Origin of the sequence: Litorivita sp. NS0012-18 (assembly GCF_040371945.1) — a bacterium.
Taxonomy (GTDB): domain Bacteria; phylum Pseudomonadota; class Alphaproteobacteria; order Rhodobacterales; family Rhodobacteraceae; genus Litorivita.
In genome coordinates, this window is record NZ_BAABWS010000001.1 from 494873 (window position 1) to 520451 (window position 25579).

Sequence of the window (25579 nt, forward strand, 5' to 3'; positions counted from 1 at the left end):
TGTCGCCACAATTCTACCATAGGCTTCTCGTCAAGCCGCGATCGAGAGTGATCAAGACAAGACCGGCAAACCAGAGCATATCGAACCCGCCATGACCCAAACCGCGCCCGACATTGCCAAACCGGCCCAATCGCTTCCCGTGTTCCGCTCGGGCGCGCTGTGCGTCAGCCATGGGGTGAATATGGGCGAAGGCATCTCCTTTGCCGCCGAATTGATGCTCGACGACACCTATCAGATCGCCGAGGCCGCCGCATTGGAGCGCCTGTCGATCATCGCCTCCGACGAGGGGCCGTTTCGCATCGCCTCGGGCACGGTCTTGGGCGCCGAGGGGGCGGCGCTGCATCTTGATTGCTGCATCACCTTGATGGATTTCGACGGCTCCACCACCGAGGTCATCGTTCTGGTCGAGGTCGACGAGGCGGGCGATATCAACGAGATCTACGCCCTGCCCCTCGCGCCTTTGGCCGCCAAACGCGACTACCGCCTTGTGGGCATCAACACCGACAACACCCGCGCCAAATTTGCCGAAGTGGCCTGCTCCTCCTTTGCGCGCGGCACCCATATCACGCTGGCCTCCGGCGCGCAGGTCCCGATCGAGGCGCTGACGGTCGGCGATATGGTCCTGACCCGCGATGACGGGCCGCAGCCGATCCGCTGGATCGGGCAAACCACCGTGCGCGCCGTGGGCGAATTTGCCCCCATCGTCATCGCCGCAGGCACGCTCAACAATGAAAACGACCTCACGCTCAGCCCCGATCACCGCCTGTTCATCTATCAACGCTCCGACCAGCTTGGCGCAGGGCGCAGCGAGCTTTTGGTCAAGGCGCGCCATCTGGTCAATGGCGACAGCGTGATCCGCCAAGACGGCGGTTTTGTCGATTATTTTCAACTGCTCTTTGACCGCCACCAGATCGTCTATGCCGAAGGCATCGCCGCCGAAACGCTTTTGGTCGATATGCGCACCCGCCCCGCATTGCCCGAAGGATTGACCGACAAGCTGCTCGGCCCGAACCATGCCGCCTCGGGGCTCAGCGGGCTTGAGGTCAGCGAAACCCTGCTCGACCGCCCCGACGCCGCCGAGATTTTGCGCCGCGCCTCAACGCGCTAAGCCCGCCCCAAGCTTTACTTTTCCACCCCGCCCGCCATGATGGCCCATGAGGCGGCGTAAAGAGTAAGGCAATGGCGAACCCCCAACATATCGAATGGCTTTTGGAAGGCGTCGCGGCGTGGAACCTGCAGCGCAGGCGGCTGAAACTCAAATTTCGGCCGGATTTGTCCGATTCCGATATTCGCGCCAGCTTCGAGCAGAAATCAAAGATCGACACCAAAGGCCGTTTCGACCTGCGGCAAGTGAATTTCGCGGCAACTGACCTGCGCAACTCGCGGCTCGAATGCGCGGACCTCGATGGCGCGAACTTGGAAAAAGCCCTTTTGCAGGGCGCCGACCTGAGCGGGGCGATCCTGTCGGGGGCCAATTTGAACGGAGCACGGCTTAAGGGGGCGAAATTAAGAACCCGAGCAAACGAACAGATCGGCGAAGCCGCCCATCGCGCCGACCTCAAAGACGTGAAGGGTTTGACACAAACACAGCTTAGCAGCATGGATGGCGACAGCGGCACGATCATCCCTTCAAACCTCACCCGCCCCGCCCGTTGGCCGGAGTTCGACACGCTCCCCGACACATTGGACCAAGAGCCCTACGGCGATGCGGTCACGCTTGTGGATGGCAGGCTGGCGGTCAGCGCCTCTGCCCTGCCCTCGCGCGATGATCTCGAACAGATATTCCATGACCTCACCGAAGACCTGCGCGCGCTCAAAACGAGCGGGAATTTCGGCAATATTTCCACCCTGCTCCATACGGCATTTGACCGCTTCTTGAGCATCTGCGATGTGCCCTACGGCGACATGGATCAAATCCGCTTTGGCGTGCAATCCAAAGCCCTGCGCCTGCAATTCGAGGCCACGCGCGCAGAGTTGCAAGACTACGCGCCGGACAAATCCGCCGCGCTGGAGGCGGCCTTGCTATCGGCAGAGCTGATCTCGTCGCGCTTGCCCGACTGGTTGGAGTTTCTGAGCGAGACCGCACCCGAGCGGCCCGAGATGGATGTACATCAAACGCAGGTCGACGCCGAATTGCAACGCGCCGCCGAACAGCTTGAAAACCACCCCGAGCATTTTGCCCCCACACTTGCGGCAAGGATGCGAGAATATGTCGATACGAAATCCATGGAGGCCTATTTTGCCGCTGTCGGGCTGCTCAACAATATCGCCTATACCACTTTCAACGGTCTGCGCCGCGTCGTCAAAGGCGTGGCAGAGGAAAGCGAAAAACAGGTCTATACGGCGGTGGCCCTGACCATCCATGTCCAAATCGGCGGGGCATTGGCCAAACTCGCAGGCATCTTGCCCGCAGAGCTGGAATGGATTTTGCCTTGGCTGCGCTATGTCGAAGCCATGCTGAAATAGCCAAAACCCCACCGACGCGATACCGACGCAATACCGACGTTTTACCGACGCGGCTGAACGGGCCATATTGCGCCGCCCTGCGCGCGCCGTTATATGCGCCTCATGCTAGATATCGCCTCCAACCGCCCCGCCTTGCCGCCCGAGATCGCGCGCCGTCGCACCTTTGCGATCATCTCGCATCCTGATGCGGGCAAAACCACTTTGACCGAGAAGTTTTTGCTCTTCGGCGGCGCGATCCAGATGGCCGGTCAGGTCCGCGCCAAGGGCGAGGCGCGGCGCACGCGCTCGGACTTCATGCAGATGGAAAAAGACCGCGGCATCTCGGTCTCGGCCTCGGCAATGTCCTTTGATTTCAAAGCCTTCCGCTTCAATCTTGTCGACACGCCCGGCCACTCGGATTTCTCCGAAGACACCTACCGCACCCTGACGGCGGTGGATGCGGCGGTCATGGTGATCGACGGCGCCAAAGGCGTGGAAAGCCAGACGCAAAAGCTTTTCGAGGTCTGCCGTTTGCGCGACCTGCCGATCTTGACCTTTTGTAACAAGATGGACCGAGAAAGCCGCGATACCTTTGATATTATTGACGAAATCCAAGAGAACCTTGCCATCGACGTGACCCCCGCCTCTTGGCCCATCGGCGTCGGCCAAGACTTCATGGGCTGTTATGATATGCTCCATGACCGGCTTGAACTGATGAATCGCGCGGACCGCAACCGCGTTGCAGATAGCATTGAAATCAAGGGCTTGGACGATCCTTTGCTGGACAAACACGTGCCTGAGCATCTGCTTGAAAAGCTGCGCGAAGAGGTCGAAATGGCGCGCGAATTGCTTCCCGCGCTGGACCCGCAATCGGTGCTCGAAGGCCATATGACGCCGATCTGGTTCGGCTCTGCGATCAACAGCTTCGGGGTCAAGGAATTGATGGATGGCATCGCCGAATACGGCCCCGAGCCGCAACCGCAACGCGCCCTGCCAAGAGAGATTTTGCCAGAGGAATCAAAGGTTTCCGGATTTGTCTTCAAGGTCCAAGCCAATATGGACCCCAAGCACCGCGACCGCGTCGCCTTTGTGCGCTTGGCCTCGGGACATTTCAAACGCGGCATGAAATTGACCCATGTGCGCAGCAAGAAACCCATGGCGATTTCCAACCCCGTCTTGTTCTTGGCCTCCGACCGTGAATTGGCCGAAGAAGGCTGGGCCGGTGACATCATCGGCATCCCCAACCACGGCCAGTTGCGCATCGGCGACACCCTGACCGAGGGCGAAGCGATCCGCGTCGCCGGCATCCCCTCCTTCGCGCCAGAACTCTTGCAAACCGTGCGCGCGGGCGATCCGCTCAAGGCCAAACATCTGGAGAAAGCCTTGATGCAATTTGCCGAGGAAGGCGCGGCCAAAGTGTTCAAACCCGCCATCGGGTCGGGCTTTATCGTCGGGGTGGTCGGCGCCTTGCAATTCGAGGTGCTCGCCAGCCGGATCGAGCTTGAATACGGGCTGCCGGTGCGGTTCGAATCCTCGCAATTCACCTCGGCAAGATGGGTGAACGGCGACCAACAAGCCGTTGATAAATTTGTCAATTCCAACAAACAGCACATCGCCACAGACAATGATGGCGACACGGTGTATTTGACGCGCCTGCAATGGGATATCGACCGCGTGGCGCGCGATTATCCCGATGTGCGCCTGACCGCGACCAAGGAAATGATGGTGTGATCTTGGCTGCGCGGCGCGGCATGTGTGCTTTGCGCGCCGCGCCGTTGGGGCCTTATCAACCATAGGCCGACCTGCCTCTTGCGCCGCGGCTCTGCAATCGGCATCGTTGGGGCATGAGTGCGACCCCGCCCAAATCCCCCGATGACGCCGCCCCCGCAAGCGCGGAGCCTTGGGTGCGCGATCTGGCGATCCATTTGCGCAGCGCCCGCGACGCCCGCCACATGGAGCGCGGCATCGATATGGACCAGACGCTGACCGAACGCGCCGAACAACGCGCCCGTTGGGACGCGATCGAGGCCGCCGAAGCGGCGGCAAAAAAGGCCGAAAAAGCCGCGAAGATCGCCGCCGAAGCCGCCGCGCAACTCCCTGATACTGTTGCAAAATCCGCCGCTGACGCCGCGCAGAGCGACAAATCCGCCGCCGCGCCCGAACCGCAGCACGAGGATGCCCCGCCCGCGGCCCAACCTGCGCACGCTGAGGACCAAAAAGCCCTGACCGCGTTGATCACGCAAAGCTTGGGCGAGGAGGAGGAACCGCAGGACGCAGGCGCGCCGCAAATGCAAATGCCCGCCGAGGTCACCTATGAGGGCGGCTATCTTGCAATGCTCGGACTGCTCGAGCAACGCCGCGCGCCGATCACCTATGGCGCGGGCGAGGCCTTGCCTCCGATTGACGTGAACCTTACGCCCTATTGCACGGAAATCATTGGAAAAATCCCCGAAGACATCAAGAGAAGCCGCAGCGCCTATGCGGTCAAATACCGCGCCCTTGCGCGCGAGTTGAAAGGCCTGCCGCGCATTTGCCATTTGCACGCGCTGCTGATCGCGCATCTACGCAAGCAAAGCCAGCCTGAACACTGCGCCGCCCTCTTCACCCGCCTATGGGCCGAGCATGCTGATTTGCTGCTCGAACACTTGAACGCCCGCTGGCAAGTGTCTGCAATCACAACATTTTCCGAACACGGCCTGACCGAGGGGCAACGCCGCTGCGGCCTTGGGCTGTCGGTGTTGCTCAACACGATGAAATTCTACGAGACCGAGCGGCTTTATTCGGGAGCCAAGCCCAAACAGCCCCATAGCCTCAAAACGCAGGTGCGTGGCCGTTTGCCGATGGAAATGGACACCTATTCCATCGTCAATGGCGGGCTGGATGTGGCGCTTTTGGGCCGTTTGTGGATCGACGCGGAGCAAGACGAGGTGATCCGCCCCTTGGCGCAGAACCTGTTGGAAATGCTCAATACGGACACGCGCAATGTGTTTCGCCGGATGCGGATCATGCGCGTCCAACTGGCCGGCCAACGCGCCAGCCGCGCCGCCAAACGCCGCGCCTTGATGGCCGCCTATGACGCCGCCGTGGAGGCCGAGGAAGCCGCGCAAAACGGCGAGAACGCCGCCGCGCCCGATCTGGAGCAGATCGCCGCGAAAGCCGCCGAAGCCTTGGCCAGTGACGCTGCAAAACCGGCCCGCCGCCGCAAAGCCGCGCCCCCGCCCGCACCGCCCCCCCCTGCGCCGACACCCGAGGAATAGCCCGATGCCCGCCGCGCCAGATGCCACGCCAAGATGGGGCATTGTGACCACGCTCAAAGGCCCGCTACGCGATATGCAGCGGTTCGCCGCCTATCACCTTGCCCTTGGCGCGGCCCGTATCGAGATCTATCTCGACGCGCCCAAAGACAGCACGCTGCGCGCCCTGCGCGCCCATCCGCGCCTGCATGTCACCGCCTGCGACAGCGCCTATTGGCGCCAAAGCGCCATTGGCCGCCGCCCCAAGCAACATCAATTGCGCCAAGCCCATAACGCCACCCGCAGCTATGCGCGCGCGCATCTGCCGATGGCGCAGATGACCGGCGCGGCCGCGCAGCCGCTCGATTGGATCGCCCATATCGATATGGATGAATTCATCCTCTCGCGCGGCGCAGGGGCCGAGGACGCGCGCGCGCCCGATGTCGGTGCCGAACTGGCCCGCCAAGGCGCGGATGTCACCGCCTTGGTGCTGCGCCCTGCCGAAATGCTCGCCCCCGAGGGCGGCGGCAAGGCCCCTGCCAAGGGGCTTGGCGGGCTGGCCGGTGCGCGTCACTTCAAGCTCAAACCCGCCAGCGCCGGACAAAATAAATCCGTCCTCGAAGAGCTTTACCCCACCTTTGGCGCCCATCTGCGCGGCGGGTTTATCTCGCATTTGGGCGGCAAGGTCTTTGCCCGCACGGGCATAGATCAGGCGCGGCTTGGCATTCATATGCTGTTCGAGGGCGAAGCCCCCACCGAGGGCCGCAAATCCAGCAATGATCTGCTTATCGGCCACGCCCATGCGCCCAGCTGGCCCGTCTTCGAGCGCCATATGGAATTTCGCCTGACCCATGGCAGCTATCGCAAACGCAGCGCCGAAAACTTCCGCCTTTCCGATATTATTGATTTTCTACAAGAGGATAGCGAGGCCGCCCGTTTGGACCATCCGCTGCGCGGCTTCTTTCGCGAGGTTTGCGAAGCGCGGCCCGAATTGCTCGCCCGATTGCGCGCCTATGACATGTTGCTCACCCGCGATCTGCACCTCGACGCGCTGCGCGAAGCCGCCTTCCCCGCCCCGCCCACGAACCGAACAGACGATGCCGGACCCAGCGAAAACCCATCCGGCCAAGACCCATCCACGATAGAGGCCCGCTCCGATGCCTGACGCCCCCGCCTTGCCCAAATGGGCCGTTGTCTCCACCATCAAGGCCGAGGCCGAAGACATCCTCGCCTTTGCCGCCCATCACCTTGATCTGGGCGCGCACCGCTTGTTTCTTTATCTCGACGCGCCCAACCCCGAGGTCGAGGCGATCCTCAAAGCCCACCCCAAGGTGCGCGTCACCGTCACCGACGACGCCTATTGGACCCGCGCAGGCGCGCGCCCTGAAAAACATCAGGTCCGCCAGACCGCTAATGTGATGCACGCCTATAAGAAAAAGGGCCATGAGGTCGATTTCATCACCCATATCGACGTCGATGAATTCCTCAATCCCGCCCGCGATCTGGGCGCGCAACTGGCCGATCTGCCGCAAAGCGCCACCTGCGCGCGGGTCTGGCCCATCGAGGCGCTCAGCAGCGAGGGCCAAGAGCCGCCCGAGGGCATCACATGGTTCAAATCCTGCGCGCGCGAGCGCCCCTTGCGCCTCAAGCAAACCGCCAAGCTTTACCCCACTTACGGCAGCTATCTCAACGGCGGCTACCTGAGCCACGCCATGGGCAAGCTGTTTATCCGCACCGGCATCGAGGGGTTGAAAATCCGCATCCACAACGTGTTCTTGGGACAGGAGACCAACCCCGGATTGGTGGTGCTGGACGAGACCGAATTGTGCCACCTGCATGCCAAAAGCTGGGAGGATTTCATCACCGCCTTCCGCTATCGCCACGCCCAAGGCAGCTACCGCGACGAACTCTCGGCCAATACCGCCAAGGATGGCACCGGTCTCAACCTGCACCAGCTGTTCGCCACCATTATGGAGAGCGAGGGCGAAGCCGGATTGCGCAGCTTTTACAACGAGGTCTGCCTTGCCACCCCGCAGTTGCGCGCCGCGCTTGAACGCAAAGGCCACCTGCGCAGTATCGCGCTGGACCTGCCCGCCAAACGCGCGCGCCATTTCGGGCCTGCGGCCTGAGGCGTTATGACGGACTGCCCTGCGCAGGGGCCGAGCCTGACCCGCGCCGATCCCGCCGCCCGCGCACGCCGGCACCGCCAAACCGGCCAAACCCTTGTGATCATTGACCCTCCCGCCGCTTTTCGCTACATCTGCGCCGTGGGTCGCAAGATGTGGATAACCACCGGGCCAAAGGGGCCTGACCCCAAAATAGACGTACGGGCCAAGCTATGTCCGTAAACCACGGATAAGCATGACAAAATTTACTGATCTCAACCTGAACCCCAAGGTCCTCAAAGCCATTGCCGAGGCTGGCTACGAGAGCCCCACCCCGATCCAAGCCGGTGCGATTCCCCCCGCTCTGGAGGGCAAGGATGTCCTCGGCATCGCCCAGACCGGCACCGGCAAAACCGCCAGCTTCACGCTGCCGATGATCACGCTTCTGGCGCGCGGGCGCGCCCGCGCCCGTATGCCGCGCAGCCTCGTTCTGTGCCCGACGCGCGAATTGGCCGCGCAGGTCGCCGAAAACTTCGACACCTACACCAAACACCTCAAACTGACCAAAGCCCTGCTGATCGGCGGCGTCTCCTTCAAGGAGCAGGACCAGTTGATCGACCGCGGCGTTGATGTCTTGATCGCCACGCCTGGCCGTCTTTTGGACCATTTCGAGCGCGGCAAGCTGCTGCTCACCGGCGTGCAGATCATGGTGGTGGACGAAGCCGACCGGATGCTCGACATGGGCTTTATCCCCGATATCGAACGCATCTTCTCGCTGACGCCCTTCACGCGCCAGACGCTGTTTTTCTCGGCCACGATGGCGCCGGAAATCGAGCGGATCACCAATACGTTCCTCTCGGCCCCTGCCCGTATCGAGGTGGCGCGCCAAGCGACCGCATCGGAAAACATCACCCAAGGCGTAGTGATGTTCAAAGGCTCGCGCAAGGACCGCGAAGGCAGCGAAAAGCGCAAGCTGTTGCGCGATATCATCGAGGCCGAGGGCGACAAATGCCGCAACGCGATCATCTTTTGCAACCGCAAGATGGACGTGGATACCGTTGCCAAATCCTTGAAAAAATACGGGCTGGACGCGGCGCCGATCCATGGCGATCTGGAGCAATCGGCGCGGATGCGCACGCTCGATGCCTTCCGTGATGGCAGCCTGCGCTTCTTGGTGGCCTCGGATGTGGCCGCGCGCGGTCTGGACATTCCGAACGTCAGCCATGTGATCAACTTCGACGTGCCGAGCCACGCCGAGGACTATGTGCACCGCATCGGCCGCACCGGCCGCGCGGGCAAGGACGGCACCGCGATCATGATCTGCGTGCCGCGCGACGAGAAAAACTTCGACGATGTCGAGCGTCTGGTGCAAATGCAAATCCCGCGCCTCGATGCTCCGGGGGCCAAACCCGCAGCGGCAAAGGACACGGCGGATATCGTCGCAGCCTCTGGCGATGACGCCCCAAGCGCCGCGCCCGAAGCCGAGACCGTGGCCGAGACGCAAGCGCCGGACGCCCCTGCTGCGCCCCAAGCGGGCAGCGATGAGGAGAGCAAACCGCGCCGCCGCACGCGCGGAGGACGCGGACGCAAACGCAAGGATGACACCGAGGCCCCGCAAGAGGCGCAAGCGGATGCGCAGGCACAAGAGCCATCCACCGCGCCCGACGCCGCCCCTACTGACAGCGCAGAGATGCAAAACAGCGACGACAAACCGCGCCGCTCGCGCGGCGGACGTGGCCGCTCCGGCAACAAAGATGGCGGCGGACGCGGCGATGCGGGCCGCAATGACGGGGGCCGCGACAACAAGGTCGTCGGCATGGGCAATCACATGCCCTCCTTCATCGAATTCAGCTTTGACGAGCGCCGCACCTCTTAAGCGGCCCTTGCAAGATACACATAAAACCGCCCCGCTGCCGCGCGCATCGGGGCGGTTTTTTATTGGGACCCGCGCGAGATCCGCGCGCAACGGCCCCCGCTGCGCCGTTCAATTGAATAAACTTTCACGCAATACTTTGACGCGCATAAGCGCCAGATCACGGAACGTTAGGATTCTCACCCTATACCATCCGGTAGGTATCGGGCGCGCAGTCGCACCCGTTTGTTGTGTATCCGTAAATTTTATCGAGGCATTCGATGCGACACTCAATCTATATCCCCGAGAGCGATCTGCGCGGTTCGAACCGGCTCGACCTGCGCCTTCCCGTGAGCGTGCGCTTCGCGGCTCATGATGTCTCTGCGATGAGTTGCGATCTGTCCTTTGGCGGTGTCGGCGTCGAATTGCCCTTCGGCATACAGAATTATCACAATATGCCCGTCAGCGCGGTGCGCATCCATGACATTGGCAGCTTTGCCGCCGAGGTGCGCTGGACACGGGGCAACAGGATGGGCCTGATGTTCACCAATCTGCCCTTTGCGCGCCGCCAGATCAGCCATTATTTCGAGGCGCGTGATCTGGCCATCGCCGAAGCCCTGCGCCAAGAACGCAAAAGGCCGGAGGGGAGCTAACCCCTCCGGCCCGCGCCAAGTCATCCCCTACGGCTCAGCTCAGACGGCTGATCACCACTGTCACCTCGGGCTTTTTGCCGATCTCGCTCTGGCTCGATTTGCGCGCAATGCTGCGCAGCTCTTTTTCCAAACGCTCGTCATCGCGCAGGGTTTTGCGATTGGCGCGGCCCAAGAACTGGCTCAGGTCTTCTTCGAGCACATCCTGCAGCGGCGCGCGGCTGCGTCCGGTTTCGGCCAATCCCATGATCTCGACCCACGCCTCGCCCAAGGGCTGGTCGTCTTCGTCGATGATCACATTGACCATCACATGCCCGTTGAGCGCCATGCGGATACGGTCGCGCACAATGCCGTCCAGCGCGCCGATCTGCACCGAACCGTCCAGATAGGTGCGCCCCGTTTCGATATATTCGGCCACTTTGGGCGCATTGCCGGACAGGTCGATCATCATGCCGTTGACCGCCACCAAAGACGCGCGGCCCTTGCTTTGCGACAGTTTCACATGTTCGCGCAAATGGCGGTGCTCGCCATGCATCGGGATCACGACCTGCGGGTTGACGATCTCCTGCATCCGCTCCAGATCGGGGCGGTTGGCGTGGCCCGACACGTGATAATGCCCGCCGCTGTTTTCATCGACCACATCGACGCCCTTTTCGGACAGCATGTTGATGATGCGGATCACGCCCTTTTCATTGCCCGGAATGGTTTTCGAACTGAACAGGAAGGTATCGCCCTCTTTGAGGGTGATGCCCATATATTTGCCATTGGCCAATTGCGCCGAGGCGGCGCGGCGCTCGCCCTGACTGCCGGTGACCAAAAGCATCACATTCTCGCGCGGCATGGAATTGACGTCCTCGGGCGGGATCACCGTGGGAAAATCCTTCAACACGCCGGTCTCGATCGAAGCTTCGATCATCCGGCGCATGGCGCGGCCCAACAGGCAGATCGACCGCCCCGCTGCCACACCCGCATCGGCCAAGGTTTTGACCCGCGCCACATTCGACGCAAAGGTCGTCGCCACAACCATGCCCGAGGCATTGGCCACCATTTCGGTGATTTCGGGGCCGACGGTGACTTCGCTGCGCCCCGCGTGGGGCGAGAACACATTGGTGGAATCGCAGATCATCGCCTTGACGCCGGGTTTGGCGACCTCGGCCCATAGATCGGGATCGAAGGCCTCGCCCACGATCGGGGTCTCGTCCAGTTTGAAATCGCCCGTATGGATCACGCGACCCGCGGCGGTATCAATCGCCAGACCGGCGCTTTCGGGGATCGAATGGGAGATCGGCACAAACCCCACCGTGAAGGGGCCGGCCTTGACCGTTTCGGGCCAAGTGCCCGCAATGCGCACAGCCTTTTCGGTGATGCCATATTCGGCCAATTTGCCGCGCGCCAGATTGGCGGTGAAGGGGCGCGCATAGATCGGCGCGCCAAGGCGTTCATACAAATGCCCGACCGCGCCGATATGGTCCTCATGGGCGTGGGTGATGAACACGGCCTCCAAACGGCCCTTGCGCTCTTCGAGCCATTTGATGTCCGGCATGATGATATCCACACCCGGAGAGCTGTCCATATCGGGGAAAGCCACGCCCAGATCGACGAGGATCAGCCGTTCCTCATCGGGTTTACCGTAGCCGTACACATAGGCATTCATGCCAATTTCACCCGCCCCGCCAAGGGGAAGGTAGATAAAACGTTCGCTGCTCATTAGCGGTTATTTGTCCTTGTTATAGTCATAAATCACGGTCAGCCCGTGCATTGTGAGATCGTCTTCGAAGGCATCGAACAAAGCGTGCCCTTGCTGGAATAGCGGCGCCAGCCCGCCTGTTGAGATGACTTTCATGGGGCGGCCGAACTCGGCCTTGATCTGCTCGCAGATCCCGTTCACGAGGCCCACATAGCCCCAAAACACCCCCGACTGCATGCAGTCGATTGTATTGGTTCCTATCACATGCGGCGGCTTTGTCACATCCACATGTGGCAGCGCCGCTGCGGCTTCATGTAAGGCGCGCAGCGACAGATTAACACCCGGTGCAATCGCGCCGCCGATATAGGCGCCGTCATGATCGGCCACATCGAAGGTCGTCGCGGTGCCGAAATCAACGATGATCAAATCGCCGCCATAGCGGTCATAGCCCGCCACCGTATTGACCAAACGGTCGGGCCCGACGGTCGTGCCCGCATCGACGCGCATCCCCACGGGCAAGGCGCATTCGGGTTTGCCCACCACCAAGGGGCGGCAGCCAAAGTAGCGGTCCGACAGAACCCGCAAATTGAACACCACCCGCGGCACCGTCGAAGAGATGATCACCGCGTTGATATCCATATGGATTTTGTGGTGGTTCAAGAGCGTCGAGAGCCAGACGTAATATTGATCCGCGGTGCGGCGTTGGTCCGTCGCGGTGCGCAGGGTGCATAGGAACTTCTCCCCGTCCCAGATCGAAAAGACCGTATTGGTGTTGCCGCAGTCGATGGCCAAAAGCATGGGCGCGCGCCCTCCGTCAGAAGAATACCTCGGCCGCCGCGATGGTTTGGCGGCCGGTGTCTGTGGATAGAACTAAATTGCCGCTCTCGTCCACCGTCTCGAAGCGCCCCTTTTGGGTATGACGCATGGTTTTGGCGGTGATCTGCTCGCCCAGCCGCGCCGCGCGCGCCAGCCATGCGGCGCGGATCGGGGCGAAGCCATAATCGCGAAACTGCTGCTCATAGCGGGCATAGGCGGCGGCGAGCAGGGTCAAAAACGCCTCGGGGGTGATGCGCGTGCCGCTCTCGCCCGCAAGGCTGACGGGGCGCAAAGCCCCCTCTTCGACTTGGCCCGCGTCGGGTGCGGCGGCCAGATTGACGCCGATGCCGATGGCGATATGCGACACCGCCCCGCCCGCCGTGCCCGCGCTTTCGAGCAAGATACCGGCGACCTTGCCGCCATTGAGCAAAACGTCATTGGGCCATTTGAGCGCGAAAATATCGCTGCGCCCCGTGGCGGCGCAAAAGGCCTCGTCCAAGGCGACGGCGGCGACAAAGCTGCGCAGCGCGACCTTATCGGGGGTCTCATTGGGGCGCATCACCAAAGTGGCGGCGAAATTGCCCTCGGGCATCGCCCATACGCGCCCGCGCCGCCCGCGCGCGGCGCTTTGCGATTTGGCCAAAATCCATTCGGGACCGGACAGTTGCGCAGCTCTGCGGGCGGCTTCGGCATTGGTGCTATCGACCTGTGCCAAAATACGCCGCCCGTAGCCTTCGGGCCAATCGGGCCCTGCGGCCTCGGGGGCCGCTACATTCGGGTCAGTTGACAAGAGTGGCTGCCGCTGCGGCCGCTGCGCCTTCGACCCCGAACATCCACGCCGATCCGATCAACATGATCGCAGCGCAGGCCACCAAAATCCCCCAAAGAACGGGCGATTTATTGGCATCAAGGCTCGCGCCCTCTTCGCCGAAATACATGTAGTAAACGATGCGGATATAGTAGAAGGCCCCGATCACCGAGGCGATCACACCGGCAACGGCCAGCCATCCCAGACCCGCCTCATAAGCGGCGCGCAACACGTAGAATTTGCCAAAAAAGCCCAAGAAGGGCGGCACGCCCGCCAGCGAGAACATCAAGAACAGCACCGCCATGGCACGGCCTGGATGGCTGCGCGCATAAAGGTTGAGGCTCTTGATATCGGTCACCGGCTCGCCGTCGCGCTCCATGGTCAAGATGAAGGCAAAGGCGCCGACATTCATCGTCACATAGATCGCCATATAGATCAGCAAAGCCTGCACACCCAAGACCGTGCCCGCCGCAAGCCCCATCAAGGCAAAGCCCATATGGGCAATCGACGAATAGGCCATCAGACGTTTGATATTGGTTTGCCCGATCGCGGCCACCGCGCCGAGGAACATCGACAAAACCGCCAAAAGCGCGACGATCTGTTGCCAATCGCCCACCACGCCGCCGAAGGCGTCATGCAAGACCCGCGCCATCAAACCCATCGCGGCCATTTTCGGCGCGGTGGCGAAAAACGCGGTGATCGGGGTCGGCGCGCCCTCATAGACATCGGGCGTCCACATGTGGAACGGCACCGCCGAGACCTTGAAGGCCAGACCCGCCGTGACAAAGACGAGGCCGAACAACAGCCCCAAAGGCGCATCGCCGCTGGCCGCGTCGATAATCCCCGCAAAAAGCGTCGTGCCGGTATAGCCATAGGTGAGCGAGGCGCCGTAAAGCAACAAGCCCGAGCTGAGTGCGCCAAGGACGAAGTATTTCATCCCCGCTTCGGTGGATTTCACGCTGTCGCGGCGCAAGGAGGCAACCACATAAAGCGCGAGCGATTGCAGCTCCAACCCCATGTAAAGCGCCATCAGATCCCCTGCCGAAACCATCATCATCATGCCGACCGCCGAAAGCGCCACCAGCATCGGATATTCGAACCGCAACATCCCGCGGCGCGACATATACTCTTGGCCCATGACCAAGACCGCCGCCCCCGACAGCAAGATCGTCACCTTGGCAAAGCGCGAGAAAGCGTCATCGACGAACATGCCGCCAAAGGCCTGTGTCGTGCCCGAGCCGCCAAAGCCGATCCACGCCGCAATGAGCGCAAACAGCCCCGCCGTCAGCCAGACCAAAAGCCCCGCGATCTTGTCTTTGCCGGTGTAGACCGCCGCCACCAATGCCACCATGGCATAGACAGACAAAACGATTTCCGGCGCGATTGTATTCAGATCAGCCTGGATCATGTCTCAGGGCTCCCGTCAGTGGGACGCGGCCATGCCACCCGCCGCAGGGGCGTGGGCAACAGCCGTGTCATAGTTGGATACCAGCGCCTCGACAGAGGGGCCGATGATGTCGGTGACAAGCGCGGGATAAACCCCGAGCAAAAGCGTCATGACCACGAGCGGCGCAAAGATCGCCTTTTCGCGCGAATTCATCTCACGAATGGTTTTGAGGCTTTCCTTGATCAGATCGCCCAGCATCACGCGGCGATAGAGCCACAGCGCATAGGCCGCCGAGAAAATCACCCCCGAGGTCGCGACCAGAGCAACCCAAGTGTTCACTTGGAAAATCCCCATCAAAACAAGGAATTCGCCGATGAAACCCGAGGTGCCAGGCAGACCGACATTGGCCATGGTGAAGAACAAGAAGATCAGCGCATAGGCCGGCATCCGGTTCACCAGACCGCCATAGGCCTCGATCTCGCGGGTGTGCATCCGGTCATAGATCACGCCCACGCAGAGGAAGAGCGCGCCGGAGATAAAGCCGTGGCTGATCATCTGGAAAATCGCGCCATCCACGCCTTGTTGATTGGCCGCGAAAATCCCCATGGTCACATAGCCCATATGAGCGACGGAACTATAGGCGATGAGCTTTTTCATATCCTCTTGCACCAGCGCCACCAGCGAAGTGTAAACGATGGCAATCGCCGACATCCAGAACACCAGCGGCGCCAGCAGTTCGGAGGCCACGGGGAACATCGGCAAGGAAAAGCGCAAGAAGCCGTAGCCGCCCATTTTCAAAAGGATCGCCGCCAGAACCACCGAACCTGCGGTCGGGGCCTGCACGTGCGCGTCCGGCAACCAAGTGTGCACCGGCCACATCGGCATTTTCACCGCCAGCGAGGCGAAGAAGGCGAGGAAGAGCAAGGTTTGCATCCCGCCGACGATCTGCATCCCGAAGAGCGAGAAGCTCTCGGAGCCGAACTGATGGGTCAAAAGCGTCGGAATATCGGTCGTGCCCGCATCCGCATACATCGCCACCATCGCCACCAGCATCAAGACCGAGCCAAGGAAGGTGTAGAGGAAGAATTTGAACGAGGCATAGATGCGGTTCGCCCCGCCCCAGATGCCGATGATCAGGAACATCGGAATAAGGCCCGCCTCGAAGAACACATAAAACAGCACCAGATCAAGCGCCATAAAGACGCCAAGCATCAGCGTCTCGAGCAGCAAGAAGGCGATCATATATTCCTTGACGCGGCTCTCGACGCCCCAGCTTGCCGCAATCACCAGCGGCATCATGAAGGTGGTGAGCAGGACAAACAGAACCGAAATTCCGTCCACACCCATTTTATAGGTCAGACCCGCCACCCACGCGCGCTCTTCAACGAATTGAAAACCGGTGTTGGAGGCGTCGAATTCGGCCAGAATGAACAGCGACACAAGGAAGGTCAGCGCCGTGGCAATCAAAGCCACCCATTTCGCATTGCGATTGGCCGCCTCGTCCGAGCCGCGCAAAAACACCGCAAGGATCAGCGCCGCCAAGGCCGGCAGGAAGGTGACGATGGAAAGAAGGTTATCCATTATTCCGCCCCTCCGGTGAGCGACATCCATGTGATCAGGACAACAATCCCGATGACCATGGCGAATGCGTAGGTAAAGATATAGCCGGACTGTGCCCGTCCCGCGAGGCGGGTGAAGAAGGGCACAATGCCCATGGCCACGCCGTTGATCGAGCCGTCGATGACATTGCCATCGCCGCGTTTCCACAAGAACCGCCCGAGCGCAAAGGCCGGTTTGACAAAGATCACGTCATAGATTTCGTCAAAATACCATTTGTTCAGAAGGAACAGATAGAGCGGCCGCTGGGCCTCGGCGAATTTGCGCGGCATGGCGGGATTGACGATGTAGAACCAATAGGCGGTGATAAAGCCCAAAACCATGGCGATGAAGGGGCTGACCTTGACCCATTTGGGGCTATGGTGCGCGTCATCCATCACATGGTTGTCCGGCGACATATAGATCGCGCCTTTCGGGGCCGCGCCGCTATGGGCCATGGCGCCGTCTTTGGCGTGGCTGTCGGTGGCGTGGCTGTCAGTGCCGTGGCTGTCTTCGGCCTTGGCATGGGTATCGGCTGCTGCGTGGCTGTCGTCGCCATGCGCCTCGTCCTTGGCCGCACCATCATGGGTGTCGGCCGCGCCATGCCCGCCCTCTTCGGCGGCGTGATGCGCGGGAATACCGTAAAAACGGTTCACCTTGTCATGATCACCAAAGAAGCTGCCATAGAAGACCATGCCCGAGAAGACCGCGCCAAGCGCCAGAACGCCGAGCGGCACCAACATCACCATGGGGCTTTCATGGGCGTGTTCATGGGTATGTTTGTCGCCGCGCGCCTCGCCGTAGAAGGTCAGGAACATCAAGCGCCAGCTATAGAAAGAGGTGAAGGCCGCAGCCACAACCAGCATCCAAAAGGCATAGCCGCCATCGGTGCCCGCATAGGCGCTCTCGATGATCGCGTCTTTGGACAGGAAACCGGCAAAACCGATGGTCGTGAGCGGAATACCAACGCCGGTGATCGCCAATGTGCCGATCATCATCGCCCAGAACGTATAGGGGATTTTCTTGCGCAGGTTGCCATAGTTACGCATGTCCTGCTCGTGATGCATCGCGTGGATCACCGAGCCTGCGCCAAGGAACAGCATCGCCTTGAAAAACGCGTGGGTCAAAAGGTGGAACATCGCCACCGAATAGACGCCCACGCCTGCGGCCACGAACATATAGCCAAGCTGCGACATGGTCGAATAGGCGATGACCCGTTTGATATCGTTTTGCACCAAACCGATGGTCGCGGCGACAAAGGCCGTCGAGGCGCCGAGGAAGGTGATAAACGCCAAAGTCTCGGGCGCATATTCCATCAAGGGCGACATGCGGCAGACAAGGAAAACCCCCGCCGTCACCATGGTCGCCGCGTGGATCAGAGCCGACACAGGCGTCGGGCCCTCCATCGCGTCGGGAAGCCATGTGTGCAAGAAAAGCTGTGCCGATTTGCCCATCGCACCGATGAACAACAAGAAGGCCAGAAGGTTCGCCGCATTCCAGTCGGTCCAAAGGAAGGTGATCGTCGCATCGGCCAAAGCGGGCGCGGCGGCAAAAATATCGTCAAAGCGGATGCTGTCGGTCATGTAGAACAGGCCGAAGATCCCAAGCGCAAAGCCGAAATCGCCGACACGGTTGACCACAAAGGCCTTGATCGCGGCGGCATTGGCCGACGGCTTTTTGTAGTAAAAACCGATGAGAAGATAGGAGGCCACGCCCACGCCTTCCCACCCAAAGAACATCTGCACAAGGTTGTCGGAGGTCACCAGCATCAGCATAGCAAAGGTGAAGAACGACAGATAGGCAAAGAAACGCGCCTTGTAATGCTCGCCCTCGCCCCAATTGTCGTCATGCGCCATATAGCCCATGGAATAGAGGTGCACGAGCGCCGAAACGCTGGTCACCACGATGAGCATGATGGCGGTCAACCGATCAAGGCGGATGCCCCAAGAGGTCTCCAACGTGCCCGATTGGATGAAGTCAAGAATATGGATGTGCTGCGTCTCGGTGCCGAGGGTCAGAAACGTGATCCACGAAAGCAAACAGGCCAGAAACAGCAGACCGGTGGTCAGATACTGCGCGCCCTTCTCGCCAATCGTCCGCCAGCCAAAGCCCGCGATGATTGCCCCGATGAGGGGCGCAAAAAGAATTGTCGTGACCATATCTCTTAGCCCTTCATCACATTGACGTCTTCAACCGCGATGGTGCCACGGTTGCGGAAGAAACTCACAAGGATCGCAAGGCCGATCGCGGCCTCGGCGGCGGCAACGGTGAGCACGAAGAGCGTGAACACCTGCCCGACCAGATCGCCGTGATACCAAGAGAAAGCCACCAGATTGATATTCACCGCCAGCAGCATCAATTCGATGCTCATCAGCAAGATGATCACATTCTTGCGGTTCAGGAACAGGCCGAAAATCCCGATCACGAAAAGCGCGGCAGCCACTGCCAGATAATGTTCAATTCCGATCATGTTCGTCCCTCGCGGTCATATCTCGTCGCGTTCATTGGCTCGGTTAAGGTTTTGCGTCTCATCAAAGCCCCTGCCCCGGTTTCACATTCTTGAGTTCCATGGCCTGCGCCGGATCACGCCACATCTGCTCGAGCACATTCTGGCGTTTGACGTCCTTGCGGTGGCGCAGGGTCAAAACGATCGCGCCGATCATCGCGACCAAAAGGATCAGCCCCGACAATTGGAACAACAAGAAGTATTTGTCATAAAGCAGCGCGCCCAAGGCGGCGGTGTTTTCCACATCCGCCGGCGCCACGGCCTCGCGCGCGGCCTGCGCCCCTTCGGCGCTTTCCCACACGCCAAAGGCCATGCCGAACTGCATCAAGATCACCACCCCGATCAGCAGGGCCAGCGGCATATATTGCGCCATGCCCGCCCGCAGCTCGGCGAAATCCACATCCAGCATCATCACCACAAAGAGGAAAAGCACCGCGACCGCGCCCACATAGACGATGATCAACAGCATGGCGACGAATTCGGCCCCCATCAGCACAAACAGCCCCGCAGAGGAGAGGAAGGCCAAGATCAGCCACAGCACCGAATGCACAGGGTTGCGGCTGATGACGGTGAACAAGCCACCCAGAACCGCACAGATCGCGAATAGATAAAAGGCAAATGCCGCAACCGTCATGTCTCGTCTTCCTCTTTGTCTGCCATCACATCGCGCGCAAGATCCATGGCGCGGGTCATGGCGGGTATGCCTGCGAACATCGACATTTGCGCGATGGTCTCGGCGATCTCTTCTTTGGTGGCGCCCGCCTCGATGGCGTGGCGCACGGTCATGCGCACCTGCGTATCGCTTTGCGCGCCCTGCATCGTCAGCCCCGCAAGCGTGAGCAAAAGGCGGGTTTTCGCATCCAGCCCGTCCTTGCTCATCCCCTTGCCAAAGGCAAATTCCATCATCTCTTTGGGCATCGTCGGCCAGAGGGTTTCAAACCCTTTGGGCGAAAAGCTTTCGAGCGCCGGATTGAAGGCTTTGGCCATCTCCTGGGCCTGCTCCATCATCAATTCGAACGGGGTCTTGCCAGTCATCGGATCGCCTTTCTTTGGCACGGCGCGCACCGGCCGCCGCCCCGCGGGGCGGTGCAGGCGGGCAGGCTTGCGCAGGTATGAGGCGAAAACAGGCTCATCGGTAAGGCGCATCCATCTCGAGGTTGCGCGCGATCTCGGATTCCCACCGCTCGCCATTGGAAAGCAGCTTTTCCTTGTCGTAAAACAGCTCTTCGCGGGTCTCGGTCGAGAATTCGAAATTCGGCCCCTCGACAATCGCATCCACGGGGCAGGCCTCTTGGCAGAACCCGCAATAGATGCATTTGGTCATATCGATGTCATAGCGCGTGGTGCGGCGCGAGCCATCCTCGCGCGGCTCGGCGTCAATGGTGATCGCCTGCGCGGGGCAGACGGCTTCGCACAATTTACACGCGATGCAGCGCTCTTCGCCGTTCGGATAGCGGCGCAGCGCATGCTCGCCGCGGAACCGCGGGCTCAACGGCCCCTTTTCATGCGGATAGTTCAGCGTCGCTTTGGGCGCAAAAAAGTATTTCAAACCAAGGCGAAAGCCCTTGATGAAATCGGTCAGCAGGAAATATCCGGCCGCGCGGCGATAATCGACATTAGCCATGATCAGCCTCCAATCGCCCAGCGGGCATAGGCACCGCCGAAAGCTTCGAATTTTGCAAGGAAGGCCACCAGAACGACCCAGAACAGCGACATGGGCAGGAAGACCTTCCAACCGATCCGCATCAACTGGTCATAGCGGTAGCGCGGGGTGATCGCCTTCACCATCGAGAAGATGAAGAAGACAAAGAGCATTTTGCCGATCATCCACAAGATGCCATCGGGCAAACCGGGGATCGGCGACAGCCAGCCGCCAAAGAACAGCAAGGTGGTCAGCGCGCACATCAACACAACCGCGACCAATTCGCCGATCATGAACAACAAGAAGGGCGTCGAGGAATATTCCACCTGATACCCCGCGACCAATTCCGATTCCGCTTCGGGCAAATCAAACGGCGGGCGGTTGGTTTCGGCCAGCGCCGAGATCAAGAAAAGGAAGAGCATCGGGAAATGCGGCAACCAATACCACGAGAACAGACCATAAGAGCCGTCCTGCGCGCCGACGATTGCCGAGAAATTCATCGAGCCGGTCGAGATGATGATGCCGATGATGATCAACCCGATCGAGACCTCATAGGAAATCATCTGCGCCGCAGAGCGCAAGGAGCCGAGGAAAGGGTATTTCGAGTTCGACGCCCAACCGCCCATGATCACGCCGTAGACCTCCAAGGAGGAGACCGCCATCACATAAAGGATCGCCACGTTGATATTGGACAAAACCCAACCGTCATTGAAGGGGATCACCGCCCAAGCGATGAGCGCCATCACAAGGCTGACCATCGGCGCGAGCAAGAAAACCACACGGTCGGCGCCCGCAGGGAAAACCACCTCTTTGACGATATATTTGAGGAAGTCGGCAAAGCTCTGCATCAGGCCGAAAAAGCCGACCACATTGGGCCCGCGCCGCATCTGCACCGCCGCCCAGATCTTGCGATCCGCATACATCAAGAACGCCAGCGCCACCAGAAGCGGCAGGACGATCAAAAGAACCTGACCTACAATCAGCAGGCCCATTCCAAGGGTGGTCGTGGTAAAAAAGTCAGCCATCAGGTCCTCATACCGCCGGTATTCCATTTTCCGCGCAATGCGCAGCGACGACTTCCGCGTCGATCGTTTTCAATCCGCGGGGCAGCGCCGGCGAGATGGTATAAATCGCATCCCCCCGCCACAGGCCACCCTGCTCTGTCACATTGGTGCGCAAATGACGCGCAAATCCGTAGCCACGGATCAGCGTGTATTGCGCCGCCGCACATTGCGCAAACTGCGCCACATCGGCGCGCCCGCTTGCCCCGCGCATGGCGACCTGAAAATTGACCAGATCACCATCGAGAAGCTGTGTTTCGATGCCCAGATACTGCGGCGCGGGCGCGGCCCGCGACACATCCTGACCGCTGGGCGCACAAGCCCCGAGCGCCGCCATCAGCCCAAGCGCGCCAAGCGCCGGCTTTATGGACGCGCCATATCTCACTCTGCGGCCAAAGCCTCTTTGCCGCGCGCGGCGGCATTGGCCGACAGTTCGGCCATCAACTGGCTGGCGCGCGCAATCGGGTTGGTGAGGTAGAAATCCTTGATCGCGGGGACGAAATCGGCCAGTCCAAGCGCCCCTGCGGGCAGCTTTTCCCAAACGTTTTCAGCCACTTCATCCACGCCCTTAAGGTGCGGCACCGCCGCGACCAGCGCCGTGCGCAACTGTGCAAGGCTGTCAAAGGGCAAAGCCTCGCCCGCTTCGGCAGACAGGGCGCGCAAGATCGCCCAGTTCTCTTTCGCCTCACCGGGTGCGAAACCGGCGCGCATCGACAATTGCGGGCGCCCTTCGGTGTTCACAAACAATCCGTTTTCTTCGGTATAGGCCGCCGCAGGCAGGATGATATCGGCGCGATGCGCCCCGCGGTCGCCATGGCTGCCTTGATAGATGACAAAGGGTCCTGCCGCGATTTCGACCTCATCGGCGCCAAGGTTATAGATCACCTCGGCCCCCTCGATGGCCTTGTCCAGACCGCCTTCGGTCACCGCCCCCACATCCATCGCGCCGACGCGCGCGGCAGCGCTATGCAGAACCAGAAGCTTGCCGTTGGTTTTCTCGGCCACATCCATCGCAGCGGCCAGAACCGCCGCGCCGTCGGCCTCGCGCAAGGCGCCCTGCCCGACGATGACGACCGATGGCACCTCTTTGATGTCGGTGAATTTATGTTTGGTCAGCTTGTCGAGCGCCGCGCGATCCGTGCCCATATGCACATAGTCATAGGTCAAATCCGCCGCCGCACCGATCAAGGCGACATTGGCGCCCTTGGTCCATGCCTTGCGGATCCGCGCGTTCAGCACCGGCGCCTCGTCGCGCGGGTTGGTGCCGATCAACATGATATATTGAGCGTCATCAATGTCTTCGATCGTCGCCGTGCCCACATAGGCCGAACGGTTGCCCGCTGGCAATTTCGCGCCATCCGTGCGGCATTCGACCGACCCGCCCAAACCGGTGATCATTTGCTTGAGCGCGAAAGCCGCCTCGACAGGGGCCAGATCACCGACCAGACCGGCAATTTTCTTGCCCTTCATGGCGGCGGCGGCGGCGCCGAGCGCCTCGCCCCATCCGGCTTTGCGCAGCTTGCCGTTCTCGCGGATATAAGGCGTATCAAGCCGTTGGCGGCGCAGCCCGTCCCAAACGAAACGGGTCTTGTCGGAAATCCATTCCTCGTTCACGCCGTCATGGTTGCGCGGCAAAATCCGCATCACTTCGCGCCCCTTCGTATCGACGCGAATGTTCGATCCCAGCGCATCCATCACATCGATGCTCTCTGTCTTGCTCAATTCCCAAGGCCGCGCCGTAAAGGCATAGGGCTTGGAGGTCAGCGCGCCGACGGGGCACAGGTCGATGATATTGCCCTGCATATTGCTGTCGAGCGTCTGGTTCAGATAGGAGACGATCTCGCTGTCCTCGCCGCGGCCCGTCTGGCCCATCTGGGTGATGCCCGCCACTTCGGTGGTGAAACGCACGCAGCGGGTGCACGAAATACAGCGCGTCATCGCCGTGCCCACAAGCGGGCCGAGGTTGACGTCATCCACCGCGCGCTTTGGCTCTTTGAACCTCGTCTCGGAAATGCCGTAGGCCATGGCCTGATCTTGCAGGTCGCATTCGCCGCCCTGATCGCAAATCGGGCAATCGAGCGGGTGGTTGATGAGGATAAATTCCATCACCCCTTCGCGCGCCTTTTTCACCATCGGCGAATTGGTTTTCACCACGGGCGGTTGCCCCTCGGGACCAGGGCGCAAATCCTTGACCTGCATCGCGCAGGAGGCCGCCGGTTTGGGCGGGCCGCCGACCACTTCGACAAGGCACATGCGGCAATTGCCCGCGATGGACAGACGCTCGTGATAGCAAAAACGCGGCACTTCCACGCCCGCCTGCTCACAGGCCTGAATCAGGGTCATCGCCCCGTCCACTTCAACCTCTTGGTCGTCGATAATGATCTTGCGTAGGTCAGACATGGGGTCTCACTTTGCTTTCAGTAAGGCGCCGATACGGCTATTGCTGGCAATCTCGGCGCGGCCCAGATCGCAGAAGGTTTCGGGATTGCTGCGCTGCACGCCCTTGGCCTTGAGATAGGCCTCGCCGCGGCTGCGCATTTTGGCCTTTTCGGCCTTGTTGGTCACATAGGCCTCGATCTCGGCGTCGGAATATCCGCGCGCCTTGGCCATGCTTTCGAGGGTGTTCATATAGCGGTAAGCGCGGATCATCCGCGGCGAGATGACGGCGCAATTCTTGCGGATCTCGTCGGCAATACCGATCGCCAAAAGCCCGTCGTTGATGTCTTTCTCGCTGCGCAGATCGGCGCGCGCTTCGGCGGCGCTGGCAATCGAGAGGCTGGCGGCAAGGATCATAGTGGTCATAACACGCATAAAAGATACTCCTGTCAGTGGCAGGGCGGCGCGCAGGGATTTGCGCCCGCCATCTGCCATGCAGATGGGAGTTTGCGCCGCTGTTATGCAATAACGGCGCGAAAAACCCTTATGTATCAACGTGCTTACCATCCCAGGCAACGCCCCTTCACGACCAGATTGCCATTGACGATATTGGGCTCTTCGGCGTCGGGGGAGATGTCCCACACGATATCGGAGCTGCCGTATTGTTTGATGCAATGAGTGGTGGCGCGGTGGCGCACGGCCTCGCGCGCGCCGGCCAAAGTCTCGCTCGTGGCCCCGACCGAGGCCATCACCGCCGCCGGATCGTCCTTGGACACATCGAGTTTGGATTTATAGCTGCGCCCGTCAAACACCGTGCGGTTCTTTTGGAACGGCGAGGTGCAGGCCGACAGCGCCAAAGCCCCGCATAGGGCCGCCGCGATCATCATCGGGTGTCTCATGCAACCTCCTCCTGCGCACATCCGTGCATCTTCCAAAGCCCCTTGAGGCCCATATTTTGCCCCTGCAGCCAGTCCCAGCCAAAGGCCTCGGCGCTATCGCCATGGGCGCGCAGATGGTCCAGCCGTTCAAGCGCCTCCTCCAGCGTCGGGCGATGGCCTTCGGGCACGAACCACATCACGAAATGCATCGCGCCCATAATTTCGAACCACTCGGCGCGGCGAGCGTAGAATTGCCGGTGCACCGTGTTCCAAACGAAATTCTCAAGGCTTGGCGCATCTTGCCAGACCGTCAGATTGGCCACCGATTGCGGATCACCGCCAATGGCGTTTTCGGTATTGCCGGTGCCTGACTCGCCCGATCCTTCCATCATCCACACAAACCCCGGCATGCGTTTGCCCATGCCGTTGATGCGGTCGAGATTGCCCATGAATTCGGCCACGCGCGGATCATCCACCGGCGCGACAAGCCGCCCGATGTTCAGTTCCGCGATATGGTGGCCCTTGGGCATCATGATG

Annotated in this window: 24 protein-coding genes; 8 read left to right on the forward strand and 16 right to left on the reverse strand. The window is 60.8% G+C overall.

Annotated elements, in window-relative coordinates; all coding sequences use genetic code 11:
* Positions 1–91 precede the first annotated feature (91 nt).
* The 8 genes from ABWV64_RS02375 (at position 92) to ABWV64_RS02410 (ending at position 10288) form a co-directional block, all read left to right on the forward strand.
* The gene (locus ABWV64_RS02375) at positions 92–1108 is read left to right on the forward strand and encodes a Hint domain-containing protein (protein ID WP_353342673.1); all 1017 of its coding nucleotides are present in this window, start codon (positions 92–94) and stop codon (positions 1106–1108) included.
* A gap of 71 nt (positions 1109–1179) precedes the next feature.
* Entirely contained in the window at positions 1180–2466 is a 1287-nt protein-coding gene (locus tag ABWV64_RS02380) for a pentapeptide repeat-containing protein (RefSeq protein ID WP_353342674.1), read from the forward strand.
* Between the two features lie 102 nt (positions 2467–2568).
* The gene (locus ABWV64_RS02385) at positions 2569–4176 is read left to right on the forward strand and encodes a peptide chain release factor 3 (RefSeq protein WP_353342675.1); all 1608 of its coding nucleotides are present in this window, start codon (positions 2569–2571) and stop codon (positions 4174–4176) included.
* Positions 4177–4289: 113 nt separating this feature from the next.
* Positions 4290–5702 (forward strand): hypothetical protein, encoded by a 1413-nt coding sequence (locus tag ABWV64_RS02390; RefSeq protein WP_353342676.1) that lies wholly within the window; start codon positions 4290–4292, stop codon positions 5700–5702.
* Between the two features lie 4 nt (positions 5703–5706).
* Positions 5707–6843, forward strand: a complete 1137-nt coding sequence (locus ABWV64_RS02395; protein ID WP_353342677.1) for a glycosyltransferase family 2 protein — start codon at positions 5707–5709, stop codon at positions 6841–6843.
* Positions 6836–7807 carry a glycosyltransferase family 2 protein gene (locus ABWV64_RS02400; RefSeq protein ID WP_353342678.1) on the forward strand — a complete coding sequence of 324 codons (972 nt, stop codon included), beginning with the start codon at positions 6836–6838 and terminating at the stop codon, positions 7805–7807. Before ABWV64_RS02395 ends, ABWV64_RS02400 begins: the two co-directional genes overlap by 8 nt.
* 232 nt (positions 7808–8039) lie before the next feature.
* Positions 8040–9659: a DEAD/DEAH box helicase gene (locus ABWV64_RS02405; RefSeq protein ID WP_353342679.1), complete on the forward strand. Its 1620-nt coding sequence runs from the start codon at positions 8040–8042 to the stop codon at positions 9657–9659.
* 257 nt (positions 9660–9916) lie between these two features.
* Positions 9917–10288, forward strand: coding sequence for a PilZ domain-containing protein (locus ABWV64_RS02410; protein ID WP_353342680.1), 372 nt, complete (start codon positions 9917–9919; stop codon positions 10286–10288).
* A 34-nt stretch (positions 10289–10322) separates the two neighbouring features.
* On the opposite strand, the gene ABWV64_RS02415 is transcribed toward ABWV64_RS02410, so the two are convergent.
* The 16 genes from ABWV64_RS02415 to ABWV64_RS02490 form a co-directional block, all read right to left on the reverse strand.
* Positions 10323–11993 carry a ribonuclease J gene (locus ABWV64_RS02415; RefSeq protein ID WP_353342681.1) on the reverse strand — a complete coding sequence of 557 codons (1671 nt, stop codon included), beginning with the start codon at positions 11991–11993 and terminating at the stop codon, positions 10323–10325.
* Positions 11994–11999: 6 nt separating this feature from the next.
* On the reverse strand, positions 12000–12770 hold the full coding sequence (locus ABWV64_RS02420; RefSeq protein WP_353342682.1) for a type III pantothenate kinase: 771 nt from the start codon (positions 12768–12770) through the stop codon (positions 12000–12002).
* Positions 12771–12786: 16 nt separating this feature from the next.
* Positions 12787–13578: a biotin--[acetyl-CoA-carboxylase] ligase gene (locus ABWV64_RS02425; RefSeq protein WP_353342683.1), complete on the reverse strand. Its 792-nt coding sequence runs from the start codon at positions 13576–13578 to the stop codon at positions 12787–12789.
* Complete coding sequence (nuoN, locus tag ABWV64_RS02430; RefSeq protein ID WP_353342684.1) at positions 13568–15004, reverse strand: NADH-quinone oxidoreductase subunit NuoN; 1437 nt, start codon at positions 15002–15004, stop codon at positions 13568–13570. The genes ABWV64_RS02425 and nuoN overlap by 11 nt, the downstream gene beginning before the upstream one ends.
* A gap of 15 nt (positions 15005–15019) precedes the next feature.
* Positions 15020–16564 carry an NADH-quinone oxidoreductase subunit M gene (locus ABWV64_RS02435; protein WP_353342685.1) on the reverse strand — a complete coding sequence of 515 codons (1545 nt, stop codon included), beginning with the start codon at positions 16562–16564 and terminating at the stop codon, positions 15020–15022.
* On the reverse strand, positions 16564–18738 hold the full coding sequence (gene nuoL, locus ABWV64_RS02440) for an NADH-quinone oxidoreductase subunit L (RefSeq protein WP_353342686.1): 2175 nt from the start codon (positions 18736–18738) through the stop codon (positions 16564–16566). Before nuoL ends, ABWV64_RS02435 begins: the two co-directional genes overlap by 1 nt.
* A 5-nt stretch (positions 18739–18743) precedes the next feature.
* On the reverse strand, positions 18744–19049 hold the full coding sequence (gene nuoK, locus ABWV64_RS02445; protein WP_110795259.1) for an NADH-quinone oxidoreductase subunit NuoK: 306 nt from the start codon (positions 19047–19049) through the stop codon (positions 18744–18746).
* 61 nt (positions 19050–19110) lie between these two features.
* On the reverse strand, positions 19111–19719 hold the full coding sequence (locus ABWV64_RS02450; protein ID WP_353342687.1) for an NADH-quinone oxidoreductase subunit J: 609 nt from the start codon (positions 19717–19719) through the stop codon (positions 19111–19113).
* A complete protein-coding gene (locus ABWV64_RS02455) occupies positions 19716–20120 on the reverse strand; it encodes a carboxymuconolactone decarboxylase family protein (RefSeq protein WP_353342689.1) in 405 nt (134 codons plus the stop codon). Before ABWV64_RS02455 ends, ABWV64_RS02450 begins: the two co-directional genes overlap by 4 nt.
* A 94-nt stretch (positions 20121–20214) precedes the next feature.
* Positions 20215–20709 carry an NADH-quinone oxidoreductase subunit NuoI gene (gene nuoI, locus ABWV64_RS02460; protein ID WP_353342690.1) on the reverse strand — a complete coding sequence of 165 codons (495 nt, stop codon included), beginning with the start codon at positions 20707–20709 and terminating at the stop codon, positions 20215–20217.
* Positions 20710–20711: 2 nt separating this feature from the next.
* Positions 20712–21752, reverse strand: coding sequence for an NADH-quinone oxidoreductase subunit NuoH (gene nuoH / locus ABWV64_RS02465; protein ID WP_353342691.1), 1041 nt, complete (start codon positions 21750–21752; stop codon positions 20712–20714).
* Positions 21753–21759: 7 nt separating this feature from the next.
* A complete protein-coding gene (locus tag ABWV64_RS02470; RefSeq protein ID WP_502902635.1) occupies positions 21760–22155 on the reverse strand; it encodes a YNQ4 family lipoprotein in 396 nt (131 codons plus the stop codon).
* Positions 22156–22169: 14 nt separating this feature from the next.
* Positions 22170–24188: an NADH-quinone oxidoreductase subunit NuoG gene (gene nuoG / locus ABWV64_RS02475; protein WP_353342692.1), complete on the reverse strand. Its 2019-nt coding sequence runs from the start codon at positions 24186–24188 to the stop codon at positions 22170–22172.
* 6 nt (positions 24189–24194) lie between these two features.
* Positions 24195–24599 (reverse strand): DUF5333 domain-containing protein, encoded by a 405-nt coding sequence (locus tag ABWV64_RS02480; protein WP_353342693.1) that lies wholly within the window; start codon positions 24597–24599, stop codon positions 24195–24197.
* Between the two features lie 125 nt (positions 24600–24724).
* Entirely contained in the window at positions 24725–25063 is a 339-nt protein-coding gene (locus tag ABWV64_RS02485) for a hypothetical protein (RefSeq protein WP_353342694.1), read from the reverse strand.
* The gene (locus tag ABWV64_RS02490) at positions 25060–25572 is read right to left on the reverse strand and encodes a DUF3291 domain-containing protein (RefSeq protein ID WP_353344470.1); all 513 of its coding nucleotides are present in this window, start codon (positions 25570–25572) and stop codon (positions 25060–25062) included. The genes ABWV64_RS02485 and ABWV64_RS02490 overlap by 4 nt, the downstream gene beginning before the upstream one ends.
* Positions 25573–25579: the final 7 nt, after the last annotated feature.

What these genes read in the sequence shown, in the direction of transcription:
- ABWV64_RS02375 (WP_353342673.1), top strand. Translation starts at nt 92, where the DNA reads ATGACCCAAACCGCGCCCGACATTGCCAAACCGGCCCAATCGCTTCCC.
- ABWV64_RS02380 (WP_353342674.1), top strand. Translation starts at nt 1,180, where the DNA reads ATGGCGAACCCCCAACATATCGAATGGCTTTTGGAAGGCGTCGCGGCG.
- ABWV64_RS02385 (WP_353342675.1), top strand. Translation starts at nt 2,569, where the DNA reads ATGCTAGATATCGCCTCCAACCGCCCCGCCTTGCCGCCCGAGATCGCG.
- ABWV64_RS02390 (WP_353342676.1), top strand. Translation starts at nt 4,290, where the DNA reads ATGAGTGCGACCCCGCCCAAATCCCCCGATGACGCCGCCCCCGCAAGC.
- ABWV64_RS02395 (WP_353342677.1), top strand. Translation starts at nt 5,707, where the DNA reads ATGCCCGCCGCGCCAGATGCCACGCCAAGATGGGGCATTGTGACCACG.
- ABWV64_RS02400 (WP_353342678.1), top strand. Translation starts at nt 6,836, where the DNA reads ATGCCTGACGCCCCCGCCTTGCCCAAATGGGCCGTTGTCTCCACCATC.
- ABWV64_RS02405 (WP_353342679.1), top strand. Translation starts at nt 8,040, where the DNA reads ATGACAAAATTTACTGATCTCAACCTGAACCCCAAGGTCCTCAAAGCC.
- ABWV64_RS02410 (WP_353342680.1), top strand. Translation starts at nt 9,917, where the DNA reads ATGCGACACTCAATCTATATCCCCGAGAGCGATCTGCGCGGTTCGAAC.
- ABWV64_RS02415 (WP_353342681.1), bottom strand. Translation starts at nt 11,993, where the DNA reads ATGAGCAGCGAACGTTTTATCTACCTTCCCCTTGGCGGGGCGGGTGAA.
- ABWV64_RS02420 (WP_353342682.1), bottom strand. Translation starts at nt 12,770, where the DNA reads ATGCTTTTGGCCATCGACTGCGGCAACACCAATACGGTCTTTTCGATC.
- nuoN (WP_353342684.1), bottom strand. Translation starts at nt 15,004, where the DNA reads ATGATCCAGGCTGATCTGAATACAATCGCGCCGGAAATCGTTTTGTCT.
- ABWV64_RS02435 (WP_353342685.1), bottom strand. Translation starts at nt 16,564, where the DNA reads ATGGATAACCTTCTTTCCATCGTCACCTTCCTGCCGGCCTTGGCGGCG.
- nuoL (WP_353342686.1), bottom strand. Translation starts at nt 18,738, where the DNA reads ATGGTCACGACAATTCTTTTTGCGCCCCTCATCGGGGCAATCATCGCG.
- nuoK (WP_110795259.1), bottom strand. Translation starts at nt 19,049, where the DNA reads ATGATCGGAATTGAACATTATCTGGCAGTGGCTGCCGCGCTTTTCGTG.
- ABWV64_RS02450 (WP_353342687.1), bottom strand. Translation starts at nt 19,719, where the DNA reads ATGACGGTTGCGGCATTTGCCTTTTATCTATTCGCGATCTGTGCGGTT.
- ABWV64_RS02455 (WP_353342689.1), bottom strand. Translation starts at nt 20,120, where the DNA reads ATGACTGGCAAGACCCCGTTCGAATTGATGATGGAGCAGGCCCAGGAG.
- nuoI (WP_353342690.1), bottom strand. Translation starts at nt 20,709, where the DNA reads ATGGCTAATGTCGATTATCGCCGCGCGGCCGGATATTTCCTGCTGACC.
- nuoH (WP_353342691.1), bottom strand. Translation starts at nt 21,752, where the DNA reads ATGGCTGACTTTTTTACCACGACCACCCTTGGAATGGGCCTGCTGATT.
- nuoG (WP_353342692.1), bottom strand. Translation starts at nt 24,188, where the DNA reads ATGTCTGACCTACGCAAGATCATTATCGACGACCAAGAGGTTGAAGTG.
- ABWV64_RS02480 (WP_353342693.1), bottom strand. Translation starts at nt 24,599, where the DNA reads ATGCGTGTTATGACCACTATGATCCTTGCCGCCAGCCTCTCGATTGCC.
- ABWV64_RS02485 (WP_353342694.1), bottom strand. Translation starts at nt 25,063, where the DNA reads ATGAGACACCCGATGATGATCGCGGCGGCCCTATGCGGGGCTTTGGCG.
- ABWV64_RS02490 (WP_353344470.1), bottom strand. Translation starts at nt 25,572, where the DNA reads ATGCCCAAGGGCCACCATATCGCGGAACTGAACATCGGGCGGCTTGTC.